This is a genomic window from Pseudoalteromonas porphyrae (genome assembly GCF_001298125.1).
GTDB classification, from domain to species: Bacteria; Pseudomonadota; Gammaproteobacteria; order Enterobacterales; family Alteromonadaceae; genus Pseudoalteromonas; species Pseudoalteromonas neustonica.
In genome coordinates this window covers 1-24,297 of sequence record NZ_LHPH01000016.1, presented here as the reverse complement: position 1 = coordinate 24,297, position 24,297 = coordinate 1, and the positions used below count along the sequence as shown (strand labels likewise).

The window sequence follows — 24,297 nt, the reverse complement described above, 5'->3', positions numbered from 1 at the left end:
TGGAATGCGACAGAAATTAACAAAAGCAAAGCACTTAAAATCAGTGCACTACATTATATAGGTTATAACTTTAGCATTATTAACAGTTGTTTTTATAGCGAGTTTTGCCCAAACCTGTAATTTATTATTCTTTCAACTTGAAAGAAGCCTAGCGAGTCATACGTTTTACAAAGACAACTACGAATAAAGCTAATGAGAAACTACCGCAAAATGCTTCTACAGCGGCGATAAAACGAGAAAATCCGGTTGGCGTAATATCGCCGTAGCCTAACGTCGTAAATGTAACAACACTAAAATAAAAACTATTGAGTAATGCTGATAAGTTATCATTGAAAGAAGCGGATAAATTTAGTTGGAGCGTTTCTCCGGCATATACAACGCCAAAGATAAAGTAGCAAAATGCACAAAAAATGATTAAGCCTAAGCTAAACCTAATGACGTTTTCAGGTTTTTCGCCATATCCACACAATAAGTTGATAGCACTGGATGCTAATTGTTTTTTAGAGCCTTTGGGGTATTGCGCATGGCGCATTCTTAATTCTTTATAGGTAAAGTTACCAGCGAGCTCGAAAAGACCTTGTTGTTCCGATGCTTTACGTAGGTTTCTAAATATTTCTTCAGATTGCTCAAATAGGTCTAGCGCAGTGTTGCGATCTGATTGTTTAAGGGCTGTTTTAGCTTGGCTCTCTTGTAATAATTCAACACCTAAATCAATTTTATCAATGCGCGTGTTGTCCAGCTTAATTCCTAATAAATTAGTATGTTGCAAGTTACAGTAGTGCAGGTTAGCCTCACGTAAATTTGCTTTCATTAATGAGCTGTGTGCGATTGTATTATTAAATAGGTGAGCACCACTTAAATTTGCTCGATAAAAATTACTGTAAGATAAATCAAATCCTTCTTCATCATCATGCTTTATTAGGCTTAAGCCTGTTAAGTTTGCACGCTGTAACTGAAGACCTTGCAATAAACCTCCTTTTTTAGCATAACGTTCTAATTTGTGACTCAGCTCAAGGCCCGATTTATCAAACTTATTATCATGCCAAAAACAAAAACCTGAGCCCATATCTATTTCCTGGCATTGATGCCCATCGGGGGAGGTATACTTACAACAAGGCTTATCAGGCATAATCGGATGCTGCTTTTCAAATTATTCTTAATTATAGGTTAGCAGTTTTTTTGCAAGGTAATATAATAACTCGAAAATTATTCCATATTGCTCACCGTAGCACTAAGAGTTAAATTTGTTTGAATACACATTAAAGCGCAGTCGCCGTCGTAAAACCGTGGCAATTAAAGTTCATCAGCAGGCTGTGACAGTTTATGCACCTATAGGTGTTGCTAAAAAAGAGCTTGAGAGTTGGTTGTTGAGTAAAACAGATTGGATCAATGTGCAAATTACCAAGCAAAGCCAGCAATTAGACACAAGGCAATACCCATTAAAAAATAATCGGGTGGTTGTTTTTGATGATGTTGTACAATTAACTTTTGCTGTAAGTAATCGTAGCCATTGGTTGTTAGTGAAAAATCAGCCTGTGACCACTTTGCAACTCAGTATTTCTGGTCGAGTTAAGCATCAACAATTAATGTATCAAACATTATTAGAAACCTTTTTACACGAACAGTTAGAAAGTTACATTGAAATGCGGGTTAATGATTACTGTTTGAAAATGGCAGAAGCGCTGCCTAGCAGCATTCGGATCCAAACTTATAAACGACGTTGGGGTAGTTGTAATCGACGCAGGGAACTTACCTTTAATTTATTGTTAGTCAGTGCACCACAGTACATTATTGATTATGTAATTGTGCATGAGCTTGCACACTTGAAGTACTTAAATCACAGTGCGCCATTTTGGCTACGCGTTAGTGAATTTTACCCGAACTATAAGCAAGCAACAAAGTGGTTAAAACAACACGGTTCAAGTTTACAATGGGTATTTGATTAATAAAGAATAAAATTAGAAAAATTAAGTCTAGAACTAGCAAGGCTAGAAAGAAAAGTGGTGGAGGGAGCTGGATTCGAACCAGCGAAGGCTGAGCCGTCAGATTTACAGTCTGATCCCTTTGGCCGCTCGGGAACCCCTCCACACTAATTTTGTCGCATTTGGCCCCACTTAACTTAGCGGTAAGAAAAGTGGTGGAGGGAGCTGGATTCGAACCAGCGAAGGCTGAGCCGTCAGATTTACAGTCTGATCCCTTTGGCCGCTCGGGAACCCCTCCAATGCAACGGCGCTGATAATAGCAAAATCAGCATTTAAGTAAAGAAAAAAGCTAAAGAAAAATGAAATAAAGCCGATAAATATCTATTACCTACTTTAATCGGCTAAAGTCTATGCAAATCGATGATTTGTTAATCACAGAGAGTCAACTTAACAATCGTCTTGCTATAAGTGTGAGTGAATCACGTCGTGGCGAGTTTGCTTTGTTATTGGCAATGCTTTCTCATGATGCGTTAGATTTTAGTCAGTTTCATCTTCCTAAAACGCCCATAGATGCGAATGTTGTTGTTGAAGATGAAGATCAATTGCGTAAAAAATTAGGAGCAGGGCCAAAACAAGTACTTGCACCAACAGAGTTTGATATGTTGATTGGCCAACATAATGCGCAACGCCTTAATGATGGTGGGATGAGTGACCTTCGATTACGTGCATGTCTAGCGCCAGAACCGTTAGCTATTCGTGATGATAAAATTCATATCCCACTAAATATTATTGATAACTGTGAATTAGTCACCCGTAAACGCCACCAACATAAAGAAACTCAGCTCGATAACCCACAAATGGATGCGGCAGCTTTTTACGACAGCCTTAATAATGAAGCACTTCATCAGCCGTTGCACTTATCTCAAGCTTGACATTAATGTGTCATATTTTGACACTAGACTAATTAATTTACTTTAGTGTAAAAAAAGCATCCAAAAATTAAATGCAATTGCTATAATGACCTCAAATGGTGTTTCATAAATACCATTATCATTTAATAAAGGTAATTAGGAACGTAATGAAGAAAACATTCACGCTGAATCACGAGAAAATCAAATATCCACGTATGGTTGATGCTGCAAAGCATGAAGTAAAAAAATATTTGAAAAGAGAGCGTAACAAAACCTTACCATTTGATGCTGATTACTGGGCATTTGATTGTAAGTTTGGTAATACAGCAGACGATGCACAAGTAGTGCATGTTGCTGAGATAAATAATTCTATCAGTGAAATTGAAAAGCAAGGCTTAACGTCCTTCTACGTTGAAATCATCGCACGCGCTGCACAGCGTCAAGAGCCTGTTGATGAGGAAGAAGAAGACGAATCTGAAGCATAATTGCATCTTTTCGCTAAAAGAATGGGCTTAACTGCCCATTTTTTGTGCCTTTAATTAATCCAGCTTTAAGGTATACTCAAAAAAACTCTTAATAAGGATTTTGCGTGTTTAACCGATCACTACGTATTTTATTTTTTAGCTTATTACCATTTTCTGTTCATGCAACAAACACATGCTTGCAAGATGAAACTAGCTTAACGAAAAACACTTTAACTGAGCAAGACTGGCGTTACGCCACCGATCCGCATGGAAGTAAAGCACTAACAAAAGCGAGTTTGCTGTCAGAGGGGGCAATTTGGGTTAATTTCTCGCGAGTGCCTCGCGTGGATGCCAAAAATAACTCGTGGGTGGAGCTGATTTATGATCTACCAAAAGGTGACTTAAAGGGCGCTGAGACAATACAGCTTACCTATCAAAGCAGTCGTGATTTAGTGGTAAAATTATCTCAAAAAGAATACGGTGGGAAGGGCGATAAAAGTTATGCGCACTATCAACATATTTTGCCTAAAGCCAAAAAGTGGGTAAGCGCATGTATTAATGTTGCTGATTTTAATCGACCTAGCTGGACGCCAACGAACTCAAAGGATTTAGGTATTATTAAAGCGCATGTAAGTGCGGTTTATTTAGTGCCTGATTTAAAAGATGATGAAGGTGGTAACGCGGTCATTCAAGTAAAGTCTATTACGTTATTACCATTAAAATAATGGCATACCAATTAAATAAAACACTGTATTTTAGCAAGCTAAACTCCCGTACATTATAAAGCTGGTATGTCACTTTACGCGTTATACCAATCTGGATAGATATGGAGTTTATTTAATGACAAAAAATTGCGCTATAACTAGGGCGTGTTGACCTTTGTGGATTGAAATTTGTTCAATCTAGGGGCGATTTAATCGCGGCGCGAGGTTTGTAACCTAGCGGGCTCGATAACTGCTCCTGCGTTATTCTACTGGATCACATCCATGTGAGAATAAGTAAAAACCGAGCAAAGCTTCCGCATCCTGCTCACGCCCCTTACCTACATCCGTGTAGGTAACAAAGAGTCAATCGCCCCTAGGAAGAACCCTTTGGGCAGCGCATGTTTGGCATTTATACTGCATTATCGCCTATTTATGGGGAACAACCACACGACATAGGCTCTGCCTTGCCTAAATACCAAACATACTGCTGCAAAATCAATCACGAAAGGTCAACACGCCCTAGGCAAAAATTTTTATATCTAGTTGTTCTAAATAAAAATTTTAACGACGCTATAGCGTGATTTAATTCGTTAAATTGTTCAAATATTTATGCAGATTGGTATTAAGCGTCAGCTTTTTTTACTCGGATTTTACTTTTATCTACAGTGCTTTGATTTAATGCTTTAATTGCTACAGAAGCTTCAGCATCATTAGGCATTTCAACAAAGGCAAAGCCTTTTGATTGGCCTGTTTCTTTATCAAGTACTAAATTACAATCGGCTACTTTACCGTGCTCAGTAAAAAGAGTGCGAATTTCATGCTCAGTAATAGTGCGAGATAAGTTTCTAACTAATAGTTTCATTATATGAACCATGGTTTAAAAATAACTAACGTGATTGTCTCAAGGAAAAGCAGTTTGACCTAATGATTAATTACAAACAGCAAAAATAGTTTTAAGCTGATAGCCAAAGAAAAAAGAACAATTGAGAGTGGCGAAATGAAAGCAGTGACGAATAGCGTAATTAAAACAGCAATAATTGTTTTAGGTGGGCCAAATAATAATGACGGCAGTTTATCATTGATAGCAAAAAGCCGTTGTGAGCAGGCTTATCAAACTTATCTAAAAATGCCCGCTAAGATTTTGTGTACAGGTGGATTTGGAGCGCATTTTAATACCACTAACCATGCTCATGGTGAATATACTAAACGTTATTTAATTGAACTAGGTATACCTGAATTTGCTTTTTTACCGGTGGCGCTAAGCCGCTTTACCTTTGAGGATGCATTACTCACTAAGCCACTACTCGCAGCGGAAAATATAACTGCGGCCACTTTGGTCAGCTCAGAGTTCCATATTGCACGAGTTCACTATGTATTTAGTCATGTGCAACCTAATCTAGAGCTAACTTTAGTCAGTGCTAAAACGCCATTATCAGAGATTAAATTAGCGCAATTACATGCCCACGAGCGTGCAGTCATGCCTAGAGAAGTAAAAAATGTGCAGCAGTTTATTGCATTACAGTCACAAAAAAGCCGCTAGTTGCTTAACTCATTACTAACGGCTTTTTCAATTGTGTAGAAATGATTATTTCACTTCTTTACCTGCAGCTTGCTGATCAGCGTGATAACTTGAACGAACAAATGGGCCAGAGGCTGCATGAGTAAAACCAATTTCATCGGCGTACACTTTAAGTGCATCAAACTCTGCTGGTGGTACGTAACGTTTTACTGGTAAATGGTGCTTTGAAGGCTGTAAATATTGGCCGACAGTTAGCATATCTACGTTGTGAGCACGTAAATCGCGAAGCACTTCCTCGATTTCGCTAATTTCTTCGCCAAGACCTACCATTAAACCAGATTTAGTTTTAACTTCTGGGTGTGCTTCTTTAAAACGACGCAATAATTCTAATGACCATTTGTAATCAGCACCAGGGCGCGCAAGTTTATACAAACGCGGCGCAGTTTCTAAGTTGTGGTTAAACACATCTGGTGGTGTTTCGATTAGAATTTCAAGCGCGCGGTCCATACGACCACGAAAATCAGGCACTAAAATTTCGATAGTGATAGTCGGGTTGTATTTACGAATTTCACGGATACAATCAGCAAAATGTTGCGCGCCACCATCACGTAAGTCATCACGGTCAACTGAGGTGATCACCACATAGCTTAGCTTCATGTCTCTGATTGTCAGCGCTAATTTTTCAGGTTCTGCGGCGTCTGGTGTTAATGGACGGCCGTGTGCAACGTCACAAAATGGGCAACGACGTGTACAGATAGCACCTAAGATCATAAAGGTTGCTGTACCGTGGTTAAAGCACTCTGATAAGTTTGGGCATGATGCTTCTTCACAGACTGAGTGAAGACCGTGTTTGCGCATTGCCTGTTTAATGCCATCGATCCGTTCAGTTGATTTAGGCAAACGAATTTTTAGCCACTCGGGCTTACGTAGCATTTCATTTTTTTCAGTCGGTAATACTTTTACTGGGATCAACGCCATTTTTTCAGCGTCGCGCAGTTTTACCCCTGGTTCCATCTTGACTGGCTTATTCATTCGTTTTCAAACCCTTCAGTAAACTTAACTTCAGTTGCATTAAGCTTTTTTATCATGTGTTTAACGAGTCCATTACCTGCTTGTTCAAGGTCTTGTGGGCCGTTTAAATCGGTTGTTTGCACCATATTCATACCCGCATAACCACAAGGGTTTATACGTAAAAATGGGCTCATGTCCATACTTACGTTTAGTGCAAGGCCATGAAAAGAGCAACCGCGACGAACGCGAAGCCCTAGTGAAGCAATTTTACTATCGTTTACATACACACCTGGCGCATCAGCTTTAGCATAAGCACTAATGCCGTAGTCATTGAGTGTATCTATAATACACTCTTCAAGCCATGTCACCAGTTCACGCACGCCTATTTTTAAGCGGCGTAAGTTAAATAGTACATACATCATTTGTTGACCCGGTCCGTGGTAAGTCACTTGACCACCACGATCAACTTTGATCACTTCAATGTCGCCAGGGGCAAGTACATGCTCGTCTTTACCTGCTTGGCCTTGCGTGAATACGGGATCATGTTCAACAAGCCAAATTTCATCAGCTACTGCATCATCACGCGTATCGGTAAACGCTTGCATTTTCTGCCATATCGGCATGTAGCGAGCTCGACCAAGTTGGCGTACTATTAACGTGTTTTCGTTCACAATAAATCTCTATTATGGCTTAAAGCATATGACGCACGTCATCAATATTACTGATCACGTTATAGATTTCTTCAATATGAGCGCCACTGGTAACCGTTACTACTAAGCTAACTGACTCGTAATTACCTTTACTGCTCGGTTTTACTTTTGGCGCGTAATCGCCAGGTGCAATTGGTTGTAACTTAGTTAGAATTTGATCAGTTAAGTTTACGTTCGCTAAACCCATTACTCTAAACGTAAATGGGCAAGGGTACTCTAAATATTCATCAAATTTAGTATCTTTTACAGGTGTAGCCACGACGTTGACTCCTCATACTTAATGTGTGTTTAGTACTTTAAATAACTAAACAATAATCAGATTAGATAACCTATTATCGACCTTATAATAATTGTATTAAGACATTACTGATCCGAAGTAGCAAAAAATCATGTATTACACAATAATTTTAATTATAACAAAGCTATCATTAAAAAATTTTGGTGTGAAAAATTATTTTTTGACGCCATCAATGGCTATTTACGCAATACAATTTACTTACAGGTTACTTGCGGGTTAGATATGGGGCGCATTCTACCATTTTTAAAGTAAAAAAAAACGCCTTGCAGTGCAAGGCGCTTATATTCTTTCGTTACGTTTTACATGATTTGTAAACGTAAGTAATCATAGATTTTGCTAAAGAAGCTACCTTCTTCAACTTCTTCAAGTGTTACAAGAGGATACTGTGCAATTTCTTCGCCTTCAAGCTTTAAAGATAAAGTGCCTACTGTAGACCCTTTAGCCAGTGGTGCTTCTAGAACTTTATCAAGTTTAAAGTCTGCTTTTAAATTTTTACGTTGGCCACGTGGGATTGTTATCGGTGTATCAACTAAAATACCCAGCGATACATTTTCTTTATTACCCATCCAAATGCGTTGTTCAGCAAAACTATCGCCGGCTTTATATGGTGTGATTGTTTCAAAAAATCGAAACCCGTAGTTAAGTAATTTTTTACTTTCTACTTTGCGAGCACGTTCACTTGAGGTACCCATAACAACAGCAATTAAGCGCATTTCATCTTTAGTCGCTGAGGTTACTAAGCTATAACCTGCTTCTGATGTATGCCCCGTTTTAATGCCGTCTACATCTAAACTTTCGTCCCATAACAGTGAGTTACGGTTATATTGCTTTATACCATTAAAGGTAAATGATTTTTCAGCATAAAAAGCATATTCATCTGGTACATCACGAATAAGTGCAGCACCTAATGTGGCCATATCGCGTGGTGTTGTAAAATGCTCGTTGGTGTCTAAACCATGGCTATTGATAAAATGCGTGTTGCTCATACCTAATTTTTCAGAATGCGCATTCATTAGATCAGCAAAGGCACTTTCGCTGCCAGCAATGTGTTCAGCCATTGCAACACAGGCATCGTTACCCGATTGAATAATAATGCCACGGTTTAAATCTTCAACGCTGATTTGTTTACCGACTTCTATAAACATTTTTGATGATTCAGGGAAGTTTTTAGCCCATGCTTTTTCACTAACAGTCACCATGTCCGTTGGGGCGATGTTACCGGCTTTAATTTCAGTGCCGATCACATAACTGGTCATCATTTTTGTTAAGCTAGCAGGCGCAAGACGTGTATCAGGTTCGCCCTCAGCGATTACTTTACCGGTAGTAAAATCAACAAGGAAATAACCTTTTGCATTAATTTGAGGAGGTGCAGGCATGACCTGAGCGGTCGCTGAGAAAATGGCAGCTGAGCAAACCAAGCCACACATTCCGCTTATAATTTTGTATTTAATAGATTTCATCATACTCATTAATGGTTAAAGTTAAAGATTCGCGTTTCTCATTCTAAAGGTCTTATTGACTGTAAAGCAAGAACGCGTTTTGAAATTGATTCTGTTTTAATTTATCAAGTACTTGCTGAGCTTGCTCTGCATCCTTAATTGGACCTAAGCGAAGTCGATAAATATTATCTTTTTCTACAATACTCGTTGGTAAAGCGTATTGCTGGCGCAGCGTATATGCTAACGCTTCAATATTTTTTAATGTACTTCCCGCAGCCACTTGAATATAACTTAAGCGAAGAGTCGAATCCGCCATAGTAATCGCTTCAATCTTAACCCTCGCTGTACCCTGACGATAATACCCTAATTTATAGGCGGCTGAATAAGATAAATCAATTAGGCGGTCATCATGAAAAGGGCCACGATCGTTTACACGAACAATAACCGACTTACCATTGCTGGTATTGGTGACTTTGACAAAGCTTGGTAAGGGTAATGTTTTGTGCGCAGCTGTCATAGCAAACATATCATAGACTTCGCCGTTTGAGGTATGGTAGCCGTGAAATTTACGGCCATACCATGACGCGATGCCTTCTTCGCTGTAACCTGTTTCATCAAGCATCGGCGTATAACCTTTCCCACGAACAGTGTATGGCCGTCCTGCACTGGCACTTTTAGTCACAGCTGTGACGACTGCATTTTGCATTTCAAGTTGTGTAGGCGGGCGCAAAGGTGCTGAGTCATGACGCATACTATAACGGCTGCTGTGGTCCGTTTTACTGCCTGAACTACTACAAGCCGTTAAGGTTATAATGATAAGCGATATGCTAAAGAATTTAATCGTCGTAAGCATTATTTTAATAGCATCCTTTTATCCGTGGCGATTGACATAATAATACCAAATCCAGCCATGAGTGTGACCATGGATGTTCCGCCATAACTTATTAATGGCAGAGGTACGCCAACAACAGGTAATAAGCCCGAGACCATACCAATGTTAACAAATATATAAACAAAGAATGTTAATGTTAGTGCACCGGCTAATAGCTTGCCAAAAGCATCTTGCGCATTAACGGCAATGTATAAGCCTCGACCAATTATAAATAGGTACATACATAACAGCAAGCACACGCCAAATAAACCAAACTCCTCACTGAGTACTGAAAAAATAAAGTCAGTGTGGCGCTCTGGTAAAAATTCTAATTGTGATTGAGTTCCTTGCAACCAGCCTTTGCCTTCAATGCCGCCTGAACCAATGGCTATTTTTGATTGAATAATATGATAACCAGAACCAAGCGGATCGCTCTCAGGATTAAACAGCGTTAACACGCGTTGTTTTTGATAAGCGTGCATACCGTAATGCCAAAATGGCCATGCCGCAAGTGCGACTAAAGCGGTTAAAAAACCGATAAGCCGCCAACTTAATCCAGATAAAAATAACACAAACACACCAGAGCTGGCGATTAATATAGAGGTACCTAAATCCGGTTGCTCTTTAATAAGTAATGTTGGAAGCATCACGATGGTAAAGCCGACAACTAAATGCAATGCTCTCGGTGGTAAGTGATTTCGACCTATGTACCACGCAACCATCATAGGCACTGCTATTTTCATTAGTTCAGATGGTTGGAAGCGCGTAATGCCTAAATCAAGCCAGCGCTGTGCGCCTTTTGAACTGACGCCAAAAAGTAGTACACCTACAAGCATCAATAGACCTAAACAATATAAGGGGATGACGAGGCGTTTAAGTGTAGCGGGGGAGAATTGGGCTAAAATAAACATGCCAATAATAGCGCCCGCCATACGTGTAGCATGGCGAACCATCATTGCCATGTCTTGACCGCTGGCGCTGTAAACAATTGTTAAACTGGCGACCATCATAGCTATTAAGGCAAGCAGTAACGGCAAGTCTAAATGCAATTTGTCCCAAATAGAGCGCTTGTCATTTAATTTCATTGCTGGCCTGTATTGCTAAGGAGGTTAACGGGGTTAGCTGAAAAATAGTAATCCATTAATTGCCGAGCGATCGGTGCGCCAACGCTACTGCCACCGCCGGTGTTTTCAACCACAATGGATACGACAATTTGTGGATCATTATACGGGGCAAAGCCGATATAAATAGCGTTGTCGCGGTGGCGTTCTTTTATCGCGTCAGCATCGTAACGCTCACCTTGAGCAATGCTCACTAATTGCGCGGTGCCTGTTTTACCAGCAGGATCGTAATTTACACCTTTGAATGCTTTATGAGCTGTGCCTGTCGTTTTATGAACCGTGTTATGCATTGCATCTAATGCTATTTGCCAATGCTTTGCATCCTTGAGGATAACAGGTGGTTTTTCTTCATTTATAATCGGTGTTACTTGGTCTTCTTGTTTTGCCACTTGTACCAAGTGAGGTGGGCGATGTTCGCCTTTATTAACAAGTATATTTGTTGCGTTAGCAATTTGAATGGGGGTTGCTGTCCAATAGCCCTGACCAATACCAACAGAAATTGTATCACCACGCCACCATGACTCTTTAAAACGGCCTTCTTTCCACTCTTTAGATGGTAAAATAGCGGTGGTTTCTTCATGGATATCTATGCCCGTTAAATCACCAAAACCAAACTGCGCCATAAAATCACTAATTTTTGTGATCCCTAAACGATAAGCAGCATCATAAAAATAAGTATCGCATGATTCTTCAATGGCTTTATAGACATCAACATGGCCATGACCCCAGCGCTTCCAATCTCGCCATTTGTGCTCAACATTAGGTATTTGGAAAAAACCAGGGTCCCACATTTTTGTGTGCTCAGTGACTAAGCCTTCCTCTAAGGCTAAAATTGCCATATGAGGTTTGACAGTTGAAGCTGGGGCGTAACGTCCTTGAGTCGTGCGGTTTATTAAAGGGCGATCAGGGTTTAATAGTGCTTTATAATTTTTACTACTGATACCGTGTACAAATAAATTAGGGTCATAGCTAGGATTTGAATACAGTGCGAGTATTCCACCATCTTTTGCATCCATAACAACAACAGCGCCACGCATATCTTTTAAAGTATGTTGAGCTATTTGTTGTAAACCTATATCAAGCGTTAGTACAAGATCGTGGCCCGGTTCAGGTGCAGTCATACTTAATGTGCGAATAATACGACCACGGTTATTAACTTCAACGCGCTGTGAACCTACTTGGCCGTGTAATAAACGCTCATAATATTTTTCAATGCCAAGCTTGCCAATATCGTGAGTTGCGCGATAGTTAGTGCCTTGATCTTCAGATATAAGTTTAGAAAGTTCTTTTTTATTAAGCTTTGCAACATAACCGAGTGCATGCGTAAGAGTATCGCCAAAGGGGTAGTAACGCGCTAAGCGAGCTTCGATACTAAAACCGGGGTATTTGTGTTGATTAACTGAAAACTTAGCGACTTCCTCTTCATTTAAACGCGCCTTGAGCACTTGGCTTTTAAAGCGACGATTATTTTTTATATCATCGAGAAAATCATTTTTTTGTTGCTCTGAAATATCTATAAATTGTGTTAAAGCTGCCAGTGACGCATCAAGGTCATCAACGTCTTCAGGTATGACCTCTAAATTATAGACCGGTTTATTTTCTGCGAGTAATACACCGTTACGGTCATAAATTAAGCCACGATTTGGGGCGATAGGGATAACTTTAATACGGTTATCGTTTGAACGCGTTTGATAATCTTGATGATCATCAACTTGAATAGTGTATAAATTAGAAAGTAAAACCGCGACCAGTAGAGTTACAAAAACAAAACCCACAAATGCGCGACGAGCAAACAGATTAGCTTCTGCTGAGTGGTCTCGGATCGTGGGCCTTTTTTTGAGCATGAGTAAATGTTACTCGCGGTGATATGGGTGGTTATTGTTTAAGCTCCAGCCTCTATATAAGCTTTCTGCAACAATAATTCTTACCAGCGGATGCGGTAGGGTCAAATTTGATAGTGACCATTTTTGCTCTGAGGCTGCGATACATTCTGGCGCCAAACCTTCAGGGCCGCCAATTAGCAAACTCACATCGCGGCCATCCAGTTGCCACTTTTCCATGCTTTTTGCTAATTGGTGAGTATCAAGTGCTTTACCTGTTACTTCAAGGGTGACAATACGATTGCCTTTGGGAATAGCAGCTAAGGTTTTTTCACCTTCAATATGCAAGATACGCTTGATATCGGCATTTTTGCCACGTTTTCCAGCTGGGATCTCAATAAGTTCTAAGGCCATATCTTTAGGAAAACGACGTTGGTATTGTGCAAAGCCAGTTTCTACCCATGCTGGCATTTTAGTGCCAACTGCAATCATTTGTATTTTCACGTGTTACATCCAAGCTCAGTTAAAATTAAGTGGCACTTAGCCCCATAGTTTTTCGAGGTCGTAATAGCTACGTGCTTGATCTTGCATAACGTGTACGATTACATCGCCTAAATCAATCAGAGCCCATTCACCATCGCTTTGGCCTTCATAACCTAAAGGCTCTTGACCTGCGTGACGAGCTTCTTTTGCTAAATGATCAGCAATTGACAATACATGGCGCTTAGAAGTACCAGAGCACACAACCATGTAGTCTGTGATATCTGATTTTTCGCTTACATCAATATTAACTATGTCACGTGCTTTCATATCGTCAATTTTATCTATTGCAAAGGCGAGTAGTTGTTTCGTATCCAAGGTGTTATCTCATTTAAAAGTGAATAGCTGTTATTTTATCACGCAACTGGTATTTATTCATCACTTAGATAAAGCTGATGTGATTGAATATACTGACACACGCTATGGGGAAGAAGTTCATTGAAATGTTTATTATTTTTAATGGCGCTGCGAATGTCACTTGATGAAATTGCATGCTCCTCACCGGGTAAAAAGTATAATTTTCCGCCAAGCTGTGTTGTAAGCTCTTTAATATCGGTGCAAAGTGCTGATTTTTTGTAAGCCAATAGCGCGTCGCTTGCGCTACACGTAAGATCTGGACGTTGGAACACCACAATGTGGCAAAGTGTGGTAATGGTTTGCCATTCAAACCATTTATCTAAGCTATTAAATGAATCCATACCAATTAAAAATAGCAATGGTTTATTTGGGTATTCTGCGCGTAATTCTTGCAGACTTAATAAAGTGTAAGAAGGCCCAGTGCGATTTAACTCGCGTAAATCAAGTTCAAAAAAAGGGTAGGGCGCAATAGCCGCATTTAGCATTGCAATACGATGTTCAGTGCTGATACCTGGTGCGGCTTTATGAGCAGGCAGTGCGCATGGCATAAAATACAAAGTATCTAAATTAAATTCTTCAATACAGTGTTTTGCCATATTAATATGGCCTAAATGAATAGGGTCAAAAGTACCACCAAACAGCGCAATCATCTTTATATCCTAATGATTAATTGAGTGGATGTGCTGGCAGAGGCATTGCCAATGGTTGGCAAAATACCAAACAAATATGAGCAAGTGCTTGATAAGGCCTTACTAAGTGACCTTGTTTATAACTGGCATCAAATTGCGCAAGTAACAAAATAATATGCTCAAGCGTTTGAATTGATAAGCGATTAAGTGCTTGTTGAACGGGAACTTGTTGATTTTTCCAAATAGCTTTTTGTTTAAATAAGGCTGCCAGTTGTTCACCCTGTTGTAAGCCTAATTGCAAGCTGAGTAAAGTATTCGCTTCTTTACTCACAGTCCATAAAATGCTCACAGCTTCAGTATTATCGCTTGCGAGTTTGTTGAGTACTTTAATTGCTTGCTGAGCATTACCTTGTAAGAGTGCATCACTTAAATCAAAAATATCAAATTTGGCTTGATTAAGTAGCCCTTGCAATACCTGTTGTTGGCTTATTGGCTCACTTGAATATAGTAACGACAGCTTTTCGAGCTCTTGAAAACAGGCTAATAAATTACCTTCAGTGGCATCAAGTAGTGTTTTTTTAGCATCGGCCTGCATATTTACTTTTAAGCGATAGCATTGGTCATCAAGCCAGCGCGATAAGTGGTTTCCCGTAAGCGGGTAACAGGGTACAAATGCGCCTTGTTTATCTAATGCTTTAAACCACGCACTGCGTTGAATATCTTGGCTGGCTTTAGCGCCAGTCACTATTAATACCGTATCGGGGTTACTCAATTCAACCAAACGTTTAAATGTTTGGCTGCCAACAGTACCAGGTTTTTGAAAATTAAGATCAAGTTCAATTAACGTGCGGGCACTAAATAACGACATACTTTGGTATTGAGCTACTAATTCTTGCCAATCAAAGCCCTGCATTAAGGTGAGTTTAATTACTTCATCAAAACCTTGCTGTTTTGCAGCAGTACGAATTTGTTGCGCACATTGTGCAACTTGAAATGGCTCTTCACCAAACACCAAATAAAATGGGTGTAGGTTTTTGTTTAATTGGCCAGAGAGTTGATTAGCGTAAAGTCGCATTACAGTTGAGCAAGCTCTCTGACAATTCTACGGCTCGCTTGTTTGCGAATTTCGTTGAGCAGCAAATCGAATTCTTTTGCTTTAGCTAACGCATTATCAGGGTCGTCCTGATAATTACGATAAAGTTCAAAGCTTTTTTCAATTGCTTGCTGACCTGGACGTTTAACTAAATAACGTACACTGTAAGCTAATTCATACTCAGCTACTTGACCATTTTTAAATAGCGATAACGTTTGACGCGATAAGCTATCTTTAAATAAATACAGCTGAGCAACATTCTTTTTAGGGGCAGACAGTAACTCAACTTTACTTAGGGTGAGTTCTTTATCAAGCATGGCAAATAACGCAGATCTTTCGTCATCACCGCTTAATGTTAAGGTGGTTAGGTCATCAGGTAAACTAGATGCTTTTTTTAAGTGGAAACCACAGCCTGATAACAAAAAACAGACTAGCGCTAAGGCTAGTCCGTTTTTAATGGCATTAAATGCTGCCATAATTAGTTAGCAACCACGTTAAGTAGTTTACCTGGTACATAAATAACCTTGCGGATAGTTACGCCATCAGTAAACTTAGTCACGTTTGATTCGGCAAAAGCAAGTGCTTCTACTTGTTCTTTAGTTGCATCTGCTGGGACGGTTAATTTAGCGCGTAGTTTGCCGTTTACTTGTACGATGATTAATTTTTCATCTTCAACAAGTGCTAACTCATCCACAACAGGCCAAGATGCATCTAAAATATCGCCTTCTTTACCAAGCTCTTGCCATAATTGATGTGACAAATGCGGAGTGATTGGCGCAAGCATAATTAGCAATGCTTCAAGTGCTTCATTAGCAATCGCAACATCTTGGGTGTCAGCTAATGGCGCTTTTAACAATTTGTTGGAAATTTCCATGATTGCAGCAATGGCCGTATTGAAAGTTTGACGACGTGAAACATCATCAGTCACTTTTGCAATGGCTTTATGTAGTTCACGACGTAGCACTTTTTGCTCGTTGTTTAAGGCTGCTTTATCGAGTGTTTGGACACCTACCGTGTTTACATCAACCGCGTATTTCCACACACGTTTAATAAAACGATGTGCGCCCTCAACACCCGTATCAGACCATTCAAGTGTTTGCTCAGGTGGTGCGGTAAACATCATAAACAAACGTACCGTATCTGCGCCGTATTGAGCAATAACTTGCTGTGGGTCAATACCGTTGTTTTTTGACTTAGACATTTTGCTCATGCCTGATGAGAATACTGGCTCGCCGTCTTCTTTATGCCATGCTTTAGTAACGCGGCCTTTTTCATCGGTTTCAGTATTTACATCACTTGGAGATATCCAAATGTCGCCGCCTTTTTCATCCTTACGATAGAAAGTTTCAGCAAGCACCATGCCTTGACATAGTAAGCGATCAAATGGCTCATCTGAGTTTACCAAGCCAAAGTCACGTAATAATTTGTGGAAAAAGCGCGAATACAATAAGTGCAAAATTGCGTGCTCAATACCACCAATATATTGGTTTACTGGTAACCAGTAGTTTGCAGCCGCGGGATCAAGCATGCCTTCGTCGTGGCGTGGGCTACAGTAACGAGCGTAGTACCATGATGATTCCATAAAGGTGTCAAAGGTATCTGTTTCATGAAATGCAGGTTTACCATTAACGGTGGTTTTTGCCCAGTTAGGATCAGCTTTGATTGGTGATGTAACACCATTCATTACTACGTCCTCTGGTAAGCGTACCGGTAGCATCTCTTCAGTTGCAGCTAATTCGTTACCTTCTTCGTCGCTTAGCATGGGGATTGGAGAGCCCCAATAACGTTGGCGGCTAACGCCCCAATCACGCAGACGGAAGTTTACTTTACGCTCACCCACACCCAGTGCTTCAAGTTTATCGGCAACAGCGTTAAATGCGCCTTCAAAATCAAGGCCGTCAAATTCACCAGAGTTAACAAGTACGCCTTTTTCAGTGAAAGCGGCATCTTTTAAATTAACGTCAAGATCTGACCCTGTTGCAGGTGCGATAACTTGCTTGATATCTAAGCCATAAGCAGTCGCAAATTCAAAATCACGTTGGTCGTGCGCCGGTACTGCCATTACTGCGCCTGAGCCGTAATGCATTAATACAAAGTTAGCAACCCAAATAGGCACTTGTTCGCCTGTTAATGGATGAGTGGCAAAAAAACCTGTTGCGATGCCTTTTTTCTCCATTGTTGCCATATCTGCTTCAGCAACTTTGGTGTTTTTACATTCATCAACAAACATAGCGATAGCATCGCTGTTTTTAGCCGCTTCTTGTGCAATTGGGTGTGCGCCTGCAACTGCAAGGTAAGTTACACCCATAAATGTATCTGGACGCGTCGTATAAACGCTGAATTTTTCGTTGTTATCCGTGCGTGTAAACTCGATGTCTAGCCCTTCAGAGCGGCCAATCCAGTTACGTTGCATCGTTTTAACTTGCTCAGGCCAGTCTTCTAGCTTATCTAAATCGTCAAGTAATTCTTGTGCGTAGTCAGTGATTTTAATAAACCACTGTGGAATTTCTTTTTGCTCAACAACTGCACCAGAGCGCCAACCGCGACCATCAATAACCTGCTCGTTAGCAAGTACTGTTTGATCTACTGGATCCCAGTTAACCGTTGACATTTTTTTATATACTAAGCCTTTTTCGTATAGCTTAGTGAAAAACCATTGTTCCCACTTGTAATAATCTGGGTGACAAGTTGCAATTTCGCGATCCCAGTCATAACCAAAACCCAATTGCTTAAGTTGAGTACGCATGTAATCAATGTTTTCGTAAGTCCATTTTGCAGGGGCTGTTTTATTTTTAATTGCCGCATTTTCTGCAGGAAGACCAAACGCATCCCAACCCATAGGTTGCATTACGTTTTTGCCTTGTAAGCGTTGGAAGCGAGAAACAACATCACCAATGGTGTAGTTACGCACATGACCCATGTGGAGTCGGCCGCTTGGGTATGGGAACATAGAAAGACAGTAATACTTTTCTTTGCTCTCGTCTTCAGTGGCTTTAAATACTTGGTTTTCTTCCCAGTAGGCTTGGACTTTTGACTCTATATCTTGCGGGTTATATTGCTCTTGCATCTACGATTCCAGACTTCTTGCAAACTAATAAAAAATTGTCGTTAGGATACCCCAAAAAAAACACTAATTACAGCGTCAAATCGGCGGATTTTATAAAATCATCACTAAATTAGTTTTCAGGGCAGGTTAACCTATACTCGTATAGGGTATAGGCTCGCTAAACACAATTTTGCAGGAGTAAATTATGGCTGATTATAAAGCATGGTTAACTGATTTAAGTGCCTGGTTAAAAGACGTCAATGAGCATGAAGTTAAAGCCGCAATTAACCGCTTTGTAGAATCCGAACAAGCGCTTAAGCAATTAGGTCAAGAAAAACTCATTTTGTATCGTGAATACCTAAAGCGCGATATTGATCACATTCAACAGCACGAAAAACACTACGACTCTCTCGCATGGCAAGAGCTTAAAGAGTCTTTTTGGTATGAACTTTCACATATTGAAGATAAAACTCAGCTTGAATGGCAAGCATTAAATCAAGATTTTAAGCACAATGGGGTGTATCACCAAGGTGAATGGATAGCAATGGGCACATTAGTATGTAAGAATTGTAACCATAGTTATGATATTTACCATGCAACGCAAATTAGCGCGTGTACAAAGTGTGATGGTATCTACTTTAGCCGTAAGGCACTACAGCCCTAAATACATTTATATAGGGTGAATGTTGGCCCTGTGTAGAACCTAAAAATCAGCGAATATGTTGGTATAAAAAGAAGTTAGAATGACGAAGAAACTGTTGCCATTACCTGTGTCTGCCCTTGCGCCGACCATTTCACTTAATCATGTACAAACGTGCATGAGCAATCCATATCCCGAAACGTTGACTTTTATAGGTCAGCAACGTGCTCAAAGTGCGTTGGATTTTTCATTAGGAATGGAGCTTCCCGGCTATAACGTATATGTAATGGGGGAGGCCGCTCACGGGCGTTTCACGCTTGTAAAAGATAAGCTTCAAGCGCACAGTAAAGGTCGTCCGACTCCAAATGAATGGTTATATGTTAATAATTACGATGATCACCGTGAACCCATTGCTATGTTTTTACAAGCTGGGCAAAGCAAGCAGTTAGCTGACGACATTGACTCATTTATCGACGAAGTACTTGATACCTTTCCGGCTGCATTTGATAATCCTGCGTATCAACGTAAGAAGAAGAAAATCGATCGTGAATTTAACGATGCATACGATGCCGCCATTACCGAAGTGGAAGTCGCAGCGCTAGAGCAAAGTGTTGCCTTAATTGAAGAAAAAAGTGTTGTTGGTTTTGCACCACTTGTAGATGGAAAGCAGCTCAGTGACGCTGAATTTGCCGCGCTGGATGACGAACTACGAGAACAGTTTTACGAAAAAATTGAAAAACTTGAAGATGCTTTAATAGAAGCGCTTATAGAGTTGCCACGTTGGAAGCGCGAATCGTCTGAAAAATTACGTAACTTGAAAAAGTCTACGGCAGAGCTTGCTACAAAACCATTATTAAAAGACCTAGAGCATAAATACGCAGCCCACATAGGTGTACTGCGTTACTTAAAAGATATTCGCGTAGAAATTATCGACGCGGTGCTTGAGTGGCTCGATGATGAAGACGAAAGCGACGAAAACAAAGAAGACTTTGACCGTAAAGGCATGCTTACTGACTTTTTTGCGCCCAATATTTTAGTCGAGTTTAAAGAAGGGGATGCTGCACCAGTGGTGTACGAACCCAACCCAACCTTTGGCAACATTTTTGGCAAAATAGAATATGCAGCGTCGCAAGGCTCACTTATAACCAGTTATCGTTCAATTCAGCCTGGGGCATTGCATCGCGCTAATGGCGGCTATTTAATTATGGACGCTGAAAAAGTGATGGCAAATCCATTGGTGTGGGATGGCTTAAAGCTATCACTTAAAACCCACCAAATTAAAAATGATTTACCATACCAAGATAACGCTGTAGGCAGTAGTTTTACACTGCGCCCGCAGCTTATTCCGCTTGATGTAAAAATTATTCTGTTAGGCTCACGTGATTTGTATTACACCATAGGTGAATACGATGAAGAATTTGCTGAGTTATTTAGGGTGCTTGCAGACTTTGATTATTACTTGCCAAGCAGTGATAAGTTGCAATACCAATTTATTACCAAGGTGATTGAATATTGCCAAGGTACGTTAAAATGCACATTAACAGATGAGGCAATGGCACGATTACTTAAATTTAGTTATCGCCAAGCAGAGCATCATAATAAACTATCTGCGCGTTTTGCTGATGTACTGGAGCTGGTGGCTGAAGCAAGCTTTTATACCAAACAAGATAATTTAACCTTAATTGACGCGCACCACATTGATGAAGCTATTGAAGGCAAGCAATACCGCACCGGGCAGATCAGTGAAAATATGCTCAGCGATATTAAAGAAGGCCACACATTAATTGCAACCGACGGCCAAGCCGTGGGTAAAGTAAATGGTTTAACGGTATTACATATTGGCGATACTTCATTTGGTACACCAGCACGTATTACGGCAACGGTTTACGCCGGTGCCGATGGTGTAATTGACGTAGAACGCGAAGCTGAACTGGGCAAAGCTATTCACTCTAAAGGTGTAATGCTTTTAACCGGTTACTTAGGTAATAAATACGCGCAACAATTTAGCCTAACGCTCAGTGCGAATATCGCTATTGAGCAAAGCTACGGCTACATTGACGGCGACAGCGCATCGTTAGCTGAGCTATGCGCACTTATATCGGCTATTACTAGTTTGCCTCTTAGTCAATCAATTGCGCTTACTGGCTCAATAAACCAACATGGTGATGTGCAAGCCATTGGTGGTGTGAACGAAAAAATCGAAGGCTTTTTTAAGCTATGCAAAATGCGTGGTTTAACATCTGGACAGGGCGTTATTATTCCAAAATCAAACCAAGTTAACTTGGTGTTAGATGATGAAATATTGGCTGCTGTTGAGTTGGGTAAGTTTCATATTTATGCTGTAGAGACCGTTGATCAAGCGCTTAATGTATTAATGAATATGGAAGCGGGTGACCTACGAGATGGTCAATACCCTGAAAACTCAGTTAACGGCATTGCTTTAGCACGTTTAAATGATATTGCTGATATTGTTAATGGCGACAGTGACGAAAAAGAAGACGAGAAAGAAGAATCATGATCAACATTATATTGGCGATGATGATCGTCACACTCTGCTTTTTTATTTTTAGAAACAGTAAAAAAACTAAGCAACAAGCAATCGTTAATGCGCAAATTGAAGCGGATTTCTTAGTTGCTAACAGCAAAGTGGAAGGGGTGCAACAAACGGCCTCTGGCTTGCAATATAAAGTAATTCATAGCAGTGGTAGCGAAACAAAACCAAGCCCAACTAGTATGGTAAATGTGCATTATCACGGCACTTTAATTGATGGCAGTGTTTTTGATAGCTCGGTTGATCGCAATAGCCCAATTAGTTTTGGTTTACACCAAGTTATTAAAGGCTGGACAGAAGGCCTGCAGCTGATGGGTGAGGGGGATAAATACACCTTTTTTATTCCACACCAATTAGCGTATGGCGAAAAGCGAGTTGGCAGCATTGCAGCCGCTTCGTTACTAATATTTGAAGTAGAGTTACTGAAAATAGAATCTTAGAATAATTATCCCTTTATATAAAATACGCCCTAGGCTTGGTGACATTACCAAGCCGGACTCTTTTTCCTCAAGTTTTTTTATTTTATGTCGATATAGAACCAACTAACACTTTGGTTATTTTAAGGATGAAATAATGAAAATATTACCCGTAATCACCCCCCCTGAAGCGCAAGGTTACAAAAGCCGCTACGAAATGCACCTCGAAAAGAAAGAACAGCAAGACGAAGAAGAGCCAGCGTATATTTTATCTGAGTTTTTAGATGATAAAGCGCAAGAGTATAGCGATGACGATGTTAGCTTTGGTGAGCAATATAAAAATCTCGAAAAAATCTATGAAAATTTCGCCCAAAAAATTACTGTGCTCCAAGAACAAATTAATAAATTAAACCAAAACCCCATTCAGCGCCACTTACAACTTGAAAGCTCACAAGCCCAATTTACAGACGTACAGGTAAGCTCATTAGAGCAAAGCCTTACTGTTGAAGTAGAGCACATTGGCGCTAAAAAATATAAAAATAGCCAACAGCAAGCGCAAATAGACTTATTGGTAAAGCAGTTGGGCGAAATGCAAACTGAGCAAGCGGCTATAAAGCGACAAATGATAGAAATGATCGTCACTGAAATGAAAAAACGAGACAATGACTAGGGCGTAATTAGTATATGTCCACTATTGCAATGTCTATAAACCAAACGCGTATGATGGGTATGTGGAGATCCTATTAACCAGATTATTTTTCGAGGTCATGAATTAACAGGGCGTTGTATACGAGAAGGCAAGCGCGGGTATATTGAAAGTACACATTTACCTTTACTAGAAAGAGTCAATATTTCACCAGAAAACTGAGCACGGAATTTACTCGCGTATTTCATGGCGCAGTGGGTAGGACGACCTCATAAAAGAGTTACTGTGAACACTTGAACAGAAAACGGCGTAGCAACGTCAGCAACAGCGAAAAGCTGCTGGCATAAAGTTAAAAGTCCCCAGTAAAAAAGTTAGAACTGCAATTATGCGGTTATTTTTATGCGCGTAATTTAGGTTTAACAGTGATAGGCGCTCGCTTAATGAACGATGTGCGGGTTATGATATAAAAAGAGATAAGTTTTTAGCCCAAAATAGTAAACTTAGTAGCGCAGTTTTATTTGCTCAATTAAAGTGGCTGTCTAGTTTATTTATCCAATTTTAGCATAGCGCTTTAAATACATTTGTTCCGAAATCATAGTTAAAAAAGGTGACTTCATAGGGTAAATCTCAAAAATAAATAACTGTATGTATGGGGCTATGTTGTATTTCAGTGTTGGTGAACTATATTTAATATACTGAAACCTAATAACGGTAGGTGCAACATGGCTTCCAAGCAGTTTCAAAATATACTACATCACATTACCAACTTAAATTACGCTCCCCATTGTGATTCACATAATCTAAATCGTTGGGGAATGACAAAGCAAGGAATTCAGCGCTTTAAGTGTAAATCATGCAACAAAACATTTAATGCACTTGCAGACTCACCACTTTACCGAATGAAAAAGGCTGAGAAGTGGATCGAATATACCAAATTGATGTGGGAAGGCGTATCCCTTAGAAAATCAGCTAAAGCTTTGAATATAACACTTAGAACGTCATTTCGTTGGAGACATATGTTTATTAAAGCCCCTGCCAGCTTTAATCCTTCAGTACTAACGGGTGTTATTGAAGCTGATGAAACATCTTTACCAGAATCTTTTAAAGGTAAGAGGGTTATTAACCGTAAGTCCCGTAAACGTGGTGGTGGAAAAATCGAAAAAGTTCCTATTTTCATTGCTCTTGATCGTAGTGGTGCTATATCTCACAAGGTTTTAGAGCGAAATACAAAAGAAAATATTCAAGCACAATTGAAGCCTTTATTATCATCAGGCTCWGTGCTTTGTACTGATGGAAACTTATCGTATAAAGGTATTGCTAAAGAACTCGATATTGACCATAAACGCTTGATTGGCTTGGATAACCAAAGAGTGGTAGAAGGTATTTACCATATCCAAACACTTAATAATTATATGATGCGCTGGAAGGCATGGTTAAGACGTTTTAATGGCATTGGTACAGACTACATTGAGAATTATTTAAGCTGGTTTAGGTTTATGGAAGATAACACTGAGTATTCAGATCAAACATGGATAAAAGAGGCATTATGATATGAATTTTTAATACCCACACTCAACTACAACATAGCC

At 39.9% G+C, this 24,297-nt stretch carries 25 protein-coding genes, 2 tRNA genes and 1 pseudogene; 11 read left to right on the top strand and 17 right to left on the bottom strand.

Annotation, left to right across the window (positions count from 1 at the left end; all coding sequences use genetic code 11):
• Window positions 1-148: 148 nt before the first annotated feature.
• On the bottom strand, window positions 149-1,129 hold the full coding sequence (locus ADS77_RS13815) for an ion channel (protein WP_054454944.1): 981 nt from the start codon (window positions 1,127-1,129) through the stop codon (window positions 149-151).
• Between the two features lie 115 nt (window positions 1,130-1,244).
• On the opposite strand from ADS77_RS13815, the gene ADS77_RS13810 reads away from it, so the two are divergent.
• A complete protein-coding gene (locus ADS77_RS13810) occupies window positions 1,245-1,946 on the top strand; it encodes a M48 family metallopeptidase (RefSeq protein ID WP_054454942.1) in 702 nt (233 codons plus the stop codon).
• Window positions 1,947-2,001: 55 nt separating this feature from the next.
• Here ADS77_RS13810 and ADS77_RS13805 read toward each other — a convergent pair.
• A tRNA-Tyr gene (locus tag ADS77_RS13805) sits at window positions 2,002-2,086 on the bottom strand.
• 49 nt (window positions 2,087-2,135) lie between these two features.
• A tRNA-Tyr gene (locus ADS77_RS13800) sits at window positions 2,136-2,220 on the bottom strand.
• Window positions 2,221-2,332: 112 nt separating this feature from the next.
• Between ADS77_RS13800 and ADS77_RS13795 the strand changes: the two genes are divergently transcribed.
• The 3 genes from ADS77_RS13795 (at window position 2,333) to ADS77_RS13785 (ending at window position 4,022) form a co-directional block, all read left to right on the top strand.
• The gene (locus tag ADS77_RS13795) at window positions 2,333-2,854 is read left to right on the top strand and encodes a VC2046/SO_2500 family protein (RefSeq protein ID WP_054206329.1); all 522 of its coding nucleotides are present in this window, start codon (window positions 2,333-2,335) and stop codon (window positions 2,852-2,854) included.
• A gap of 146 nt (window positions 2,855-3,000) precedes the next feature.
• Window positions 3,001-3,318: a DUF6172 family protein gene (locus ADS77_RS13790; RefSeq protein WP_054206330.1), complete on the top strand. Its 318-nt coding sequence runs from the start codon at window positions 3,001-3,003 to the stop codon at window positions 3,316-3,318.
• Window positions 3,319-3,422: 104 nt separating this feature from the next.
• Window positions 3,423-4,022: a hypothetical protein gene (locus tag ADS77_RS13785; RefSeq protein WP_231659088.1), complete on the top strand. Its 600-nt coding sequence runs from the start codon at window positions 3,423-3,425 to the stop codon at window positions 4,020-4,022.
• 601 nt (window positions 4,023-4,623) lie between these two features.
• Here ADS77_RS13785 and ADS77_RS13780 read toward each other — a convergent pair.
• The gene (locus ADS77_RS13780; RefSeq protein WP_054206331.1) at window positions 4,624-4,863 is read right to left on the bottom strand and encodes an RNA recognition motif domain-containing protein; all 240 of its coding nucleotides are present in this window, start codon (window positions 4,861-4,863) and stop codon (window positions 4,624-4,626) included.
• Between the two features lie 135 nt (window positions 4,864-4,998).
• On the opposite strand from ADS77_RS13780, the gene ADS77_RS13775 reads away from it, so the two are divergent.
• Window positions 4,999-5,541, top strand: a complete 543-nt coding sequence (locus ADS77_RS13775) for a YdcF family protein (RefSeq protein ID WP_235575784.1) — start codon at window positions 4,999-5,001, stop codon at window positions 5,539-5,541.
• A gap of 45 nt (window positions 5,542-5,586) precedes the next feature.
• On the opposite strand, the gene lipA is transcribed toward ADS77_RS13775, so the two are convergent.
• The 13 genes from lipA to leuS all read right to left on the bottom strand — a co-directional run bounded on the left by lipA (window position 5,587) and on the right by leuS (window position 18,476).
• Complete coding sequence (gene lipA, locus ADS77_RS13770; RefSeq protein WP_054206332.1) at window positions 5,587-6,552, bottom strand: lipoyl synthase; 966 nt, start codon at window positions 6,550-6,552, stop codon at window positions 5,587-5,589.
• Window positions 6,549-7,202: a lipoyl(octanoyl) transferase LipB gene (lipB, locus tag ADS77_RS13765; protein ID WP_082355694.1), complete on the bottom strand. Its 654-nt coding sequence runs from the start codon at window positions 7,200-7,202 to the stop codon at window positions 6,549-6,551. Before lipB ends, lipA begins: the two co-directional genes overlap by 4 nt.
• A gap of 19 nt (window positions 7,203-7,221) precedes the next feature.
• Window positions 7,222-7,500: a DUF493 family protein YbeD gene (ybeD, locus tag ADS77_RS13760; RefSeq protein WP_054206333.1), complete on the bottom strand. Its 279-nt coding sequence runs from the start codon at window positions 7,498-7,500 to the stop codon at window positions 7,222-7,224.
• A gap of 338 nt (window positions 7,501-7,838) precedes the next feature.
• Complete coding sequence (locus ADS77_RS13755; protein WP_054206334.1) at window positions 7,839-8,999, bottom strand: serine hydrolase; 1,161 nt, start codon at window positions 8,997-8,999, stop codon at window positions 7,839-7,841.
• Between the two features lie 52 nt (window positions 9,000-9,051).
• On the bottom strand, window positions 9,052-9,831 hold the full coding sequence (locus tag ADS77_RS13750; RefSeq protein ID WP_054206335.1) for a septal ring lytic transglycosylase RlpA family protein: 780 nt from the start codon (window positions 9,829-9,831) through the stop codon (window positions 9,052-9,054).
• On the bottom strand, window positions 9,831-10,934 hold the full coding sequence (gene rodA, locus ADS77_RS13745) for a rod shape-determining protein RodA (protein ID WP_054206336.1): 1,104 nt from the start codon (window positions 10,932-10,934) through the stop codon (window positions 9,831-9,833). The genes ADS77_RS13750 and rodA overlap by 1 nt, the downstream gene beginning before the upstream one ends.
• Window positions 10,931-12,814 (bottom strand): penicillin-binding protein 2, encoded by a 1,884-nt coding sequence (gene mrdA, locus ADS77_RS13740; RefSeq protein WP_054206337.1) that lies wholly within the window; start codon window positions 12,812-12,814, stop codon window positions 10,931-10,933. Before mrdA ends, rodA begins: the two co-directional genes overlap by 4 nt.
• Before the next feature lie 9 nt (window positions 12,815-12,823).
• Entirely contained in the window at window positions 12,824-13,294 is a 471-nt protein-coding gene (gene rlmH / locus ADS77_RS13735; RefSeq protein ID WP_054206338.1) for a 23S rRNA (pseudouridine(1915)-N(3))-methyltransferase RlmH, read from the bottom strand.
• 36 nt (window positions 13,295-13,330) lie between these two features.
• Complete coding sequence (gene rsfS / locus ADS77_RS13730) at window positions 13,331-13,648, bottom strand: ribosome silencing factor (protein WP_054206339.1); 318 nt, start codon at window positions 13,646-13,648, stop codon at window positions 13,331-13,333.
• Window positions 13,649-13,701: 53 nt separating this feature from the next.
• Window positions 13,702-14,337 carry a nicotinate-nucleotide adenylyltransferase gene (gene nadD, locus ADS77_RS13725; RefSeq protein ID WP_054206340.1) on the bottom strand — a complete coding sequence of 212 codons (636 nt, stop codon included), beginning with the start codon at window positions 14,335-14,337 and terminating at the stop codon, window positions 13,702-13,704.
• A gap of 16 nt (window positions 14,338-14,353) precedes the next feature.
• Window positions 14,354-15,391 carry a DNA polymerase III subunit delta gene (holA, locus tag ADS77_RS13720; RefSeq protein WP_054454940.1) on the bottom strand — a complete coding sequence of 346 codons (1,038 nt, stop codon included), beginning with the start codon at window positions 15,389-15,391 and terminating at the stop codon, window positions 14,354-14,356.
• Entirely contained in the window at window positions 15,391-15,885 is a 495-nt protein-coding gene (gene lptE, locus ADS77_RS13715) for an LPS assembly lipoprotein LptE (protein ID WP_054206342.1), read from the bottom strand. Before lptE ends, holA begins: the two co-directional genes overlap by 1 nt.
• 2 nt (window positions 15,886-15,887) lie before the next feature.
• Window positions 15,888-18,476 (bottom strand): leucine--tRNA ligase, encoded by a 2,589-nt coding sequence (gene leuS / locus ADS77_RS13710; protein WP_054454938.1) that lies wholly within the window; start codon window positions 18,474-18,476, stop codon window positions 15,888-15,890.
• Between the two features lie 184 nt (window positions 18,477-18,660).
• Here leuS and ADS77_RS13705 point away from each other — a divergent pair, with 184 nt between their 5' ends.
• The 6 genes and pseudogenes from ADS77_RS13705 (at window position 18,661) to ADS77_RS21710 (ending at window position 24,258) form a co-directional block, all read left to right on the top strand.
• The gene (locus tag ADS77_RS13705; protein ID WP_054206344.1) at window positions 18,661-19,119 is read left to right on the top strand and encodes a zinc ribbon-containing protein; all 459 of its coding nucleotides are present in this window, start codon (window positions 18,661-18,663) and stop codon (window positions 19,117-19,119) included.
• A 79-nt stretch (window positions 19,120-19,198) separates the two neighbouring features.
• Window positions 19,199-21,613, top strand: a complete 2,415-nt coding sequence (locus ADS77_RS13700) for a Lon protease family protein (RefSeq protein ID WP_054206345.1) — start codon at window positions 19,199-19,201, stop codon at window positions 21,611-21,613.
• On the top strand, window positions 21,610-22,086 hold the full coding sequence (locus ADS77_RS13695; protein WP_054454936.1) for an FKBP-type peptidyl-prolyl cis-trans isomerase: 477 nt from the start codon (window positions 21,610-21,612) through the stop codon (window positions 22,084-22,086). Before ADS77_RS13700 ends, ADS77_RS13695 begins: the two co-directional genes overlap by 4 nt.
• Window positions 22,087-22,219: 133 nt before the next feature.
• On the top strand, window positions 22,220-22,732 hold the full coding sequence (locus tag ADS77_RS13690; protein ID WP_054454935.1) for a hypothetical protein: 513 nt from the start codon (window positions 22,220-22,222) through the stop codon (window positions 22,730-22,732).
• 99 nt (window positions 22,733-22,831) lie between these two features.
• Window positions 22,832-23,055 (top strand): annotated as a pseudogene (locus tag ADS77_RS22925) (hypothetical protein); the annotation flags it as partial.
• Between the two features lie 375 nt (window positions 23,056-23,430).
• Window positions 23,431-24,258, top strand: a complete 828-nt coding sequence (locus ADS77_RS21710; protein WP_082355693.1) for an IS1595 family transposase — start codon at window positions 23,431-23,433, stop codon at window positions 24,256-24,258.
• Window positions 24,259-24,297 lie beyond the last annotated feature (39 nt).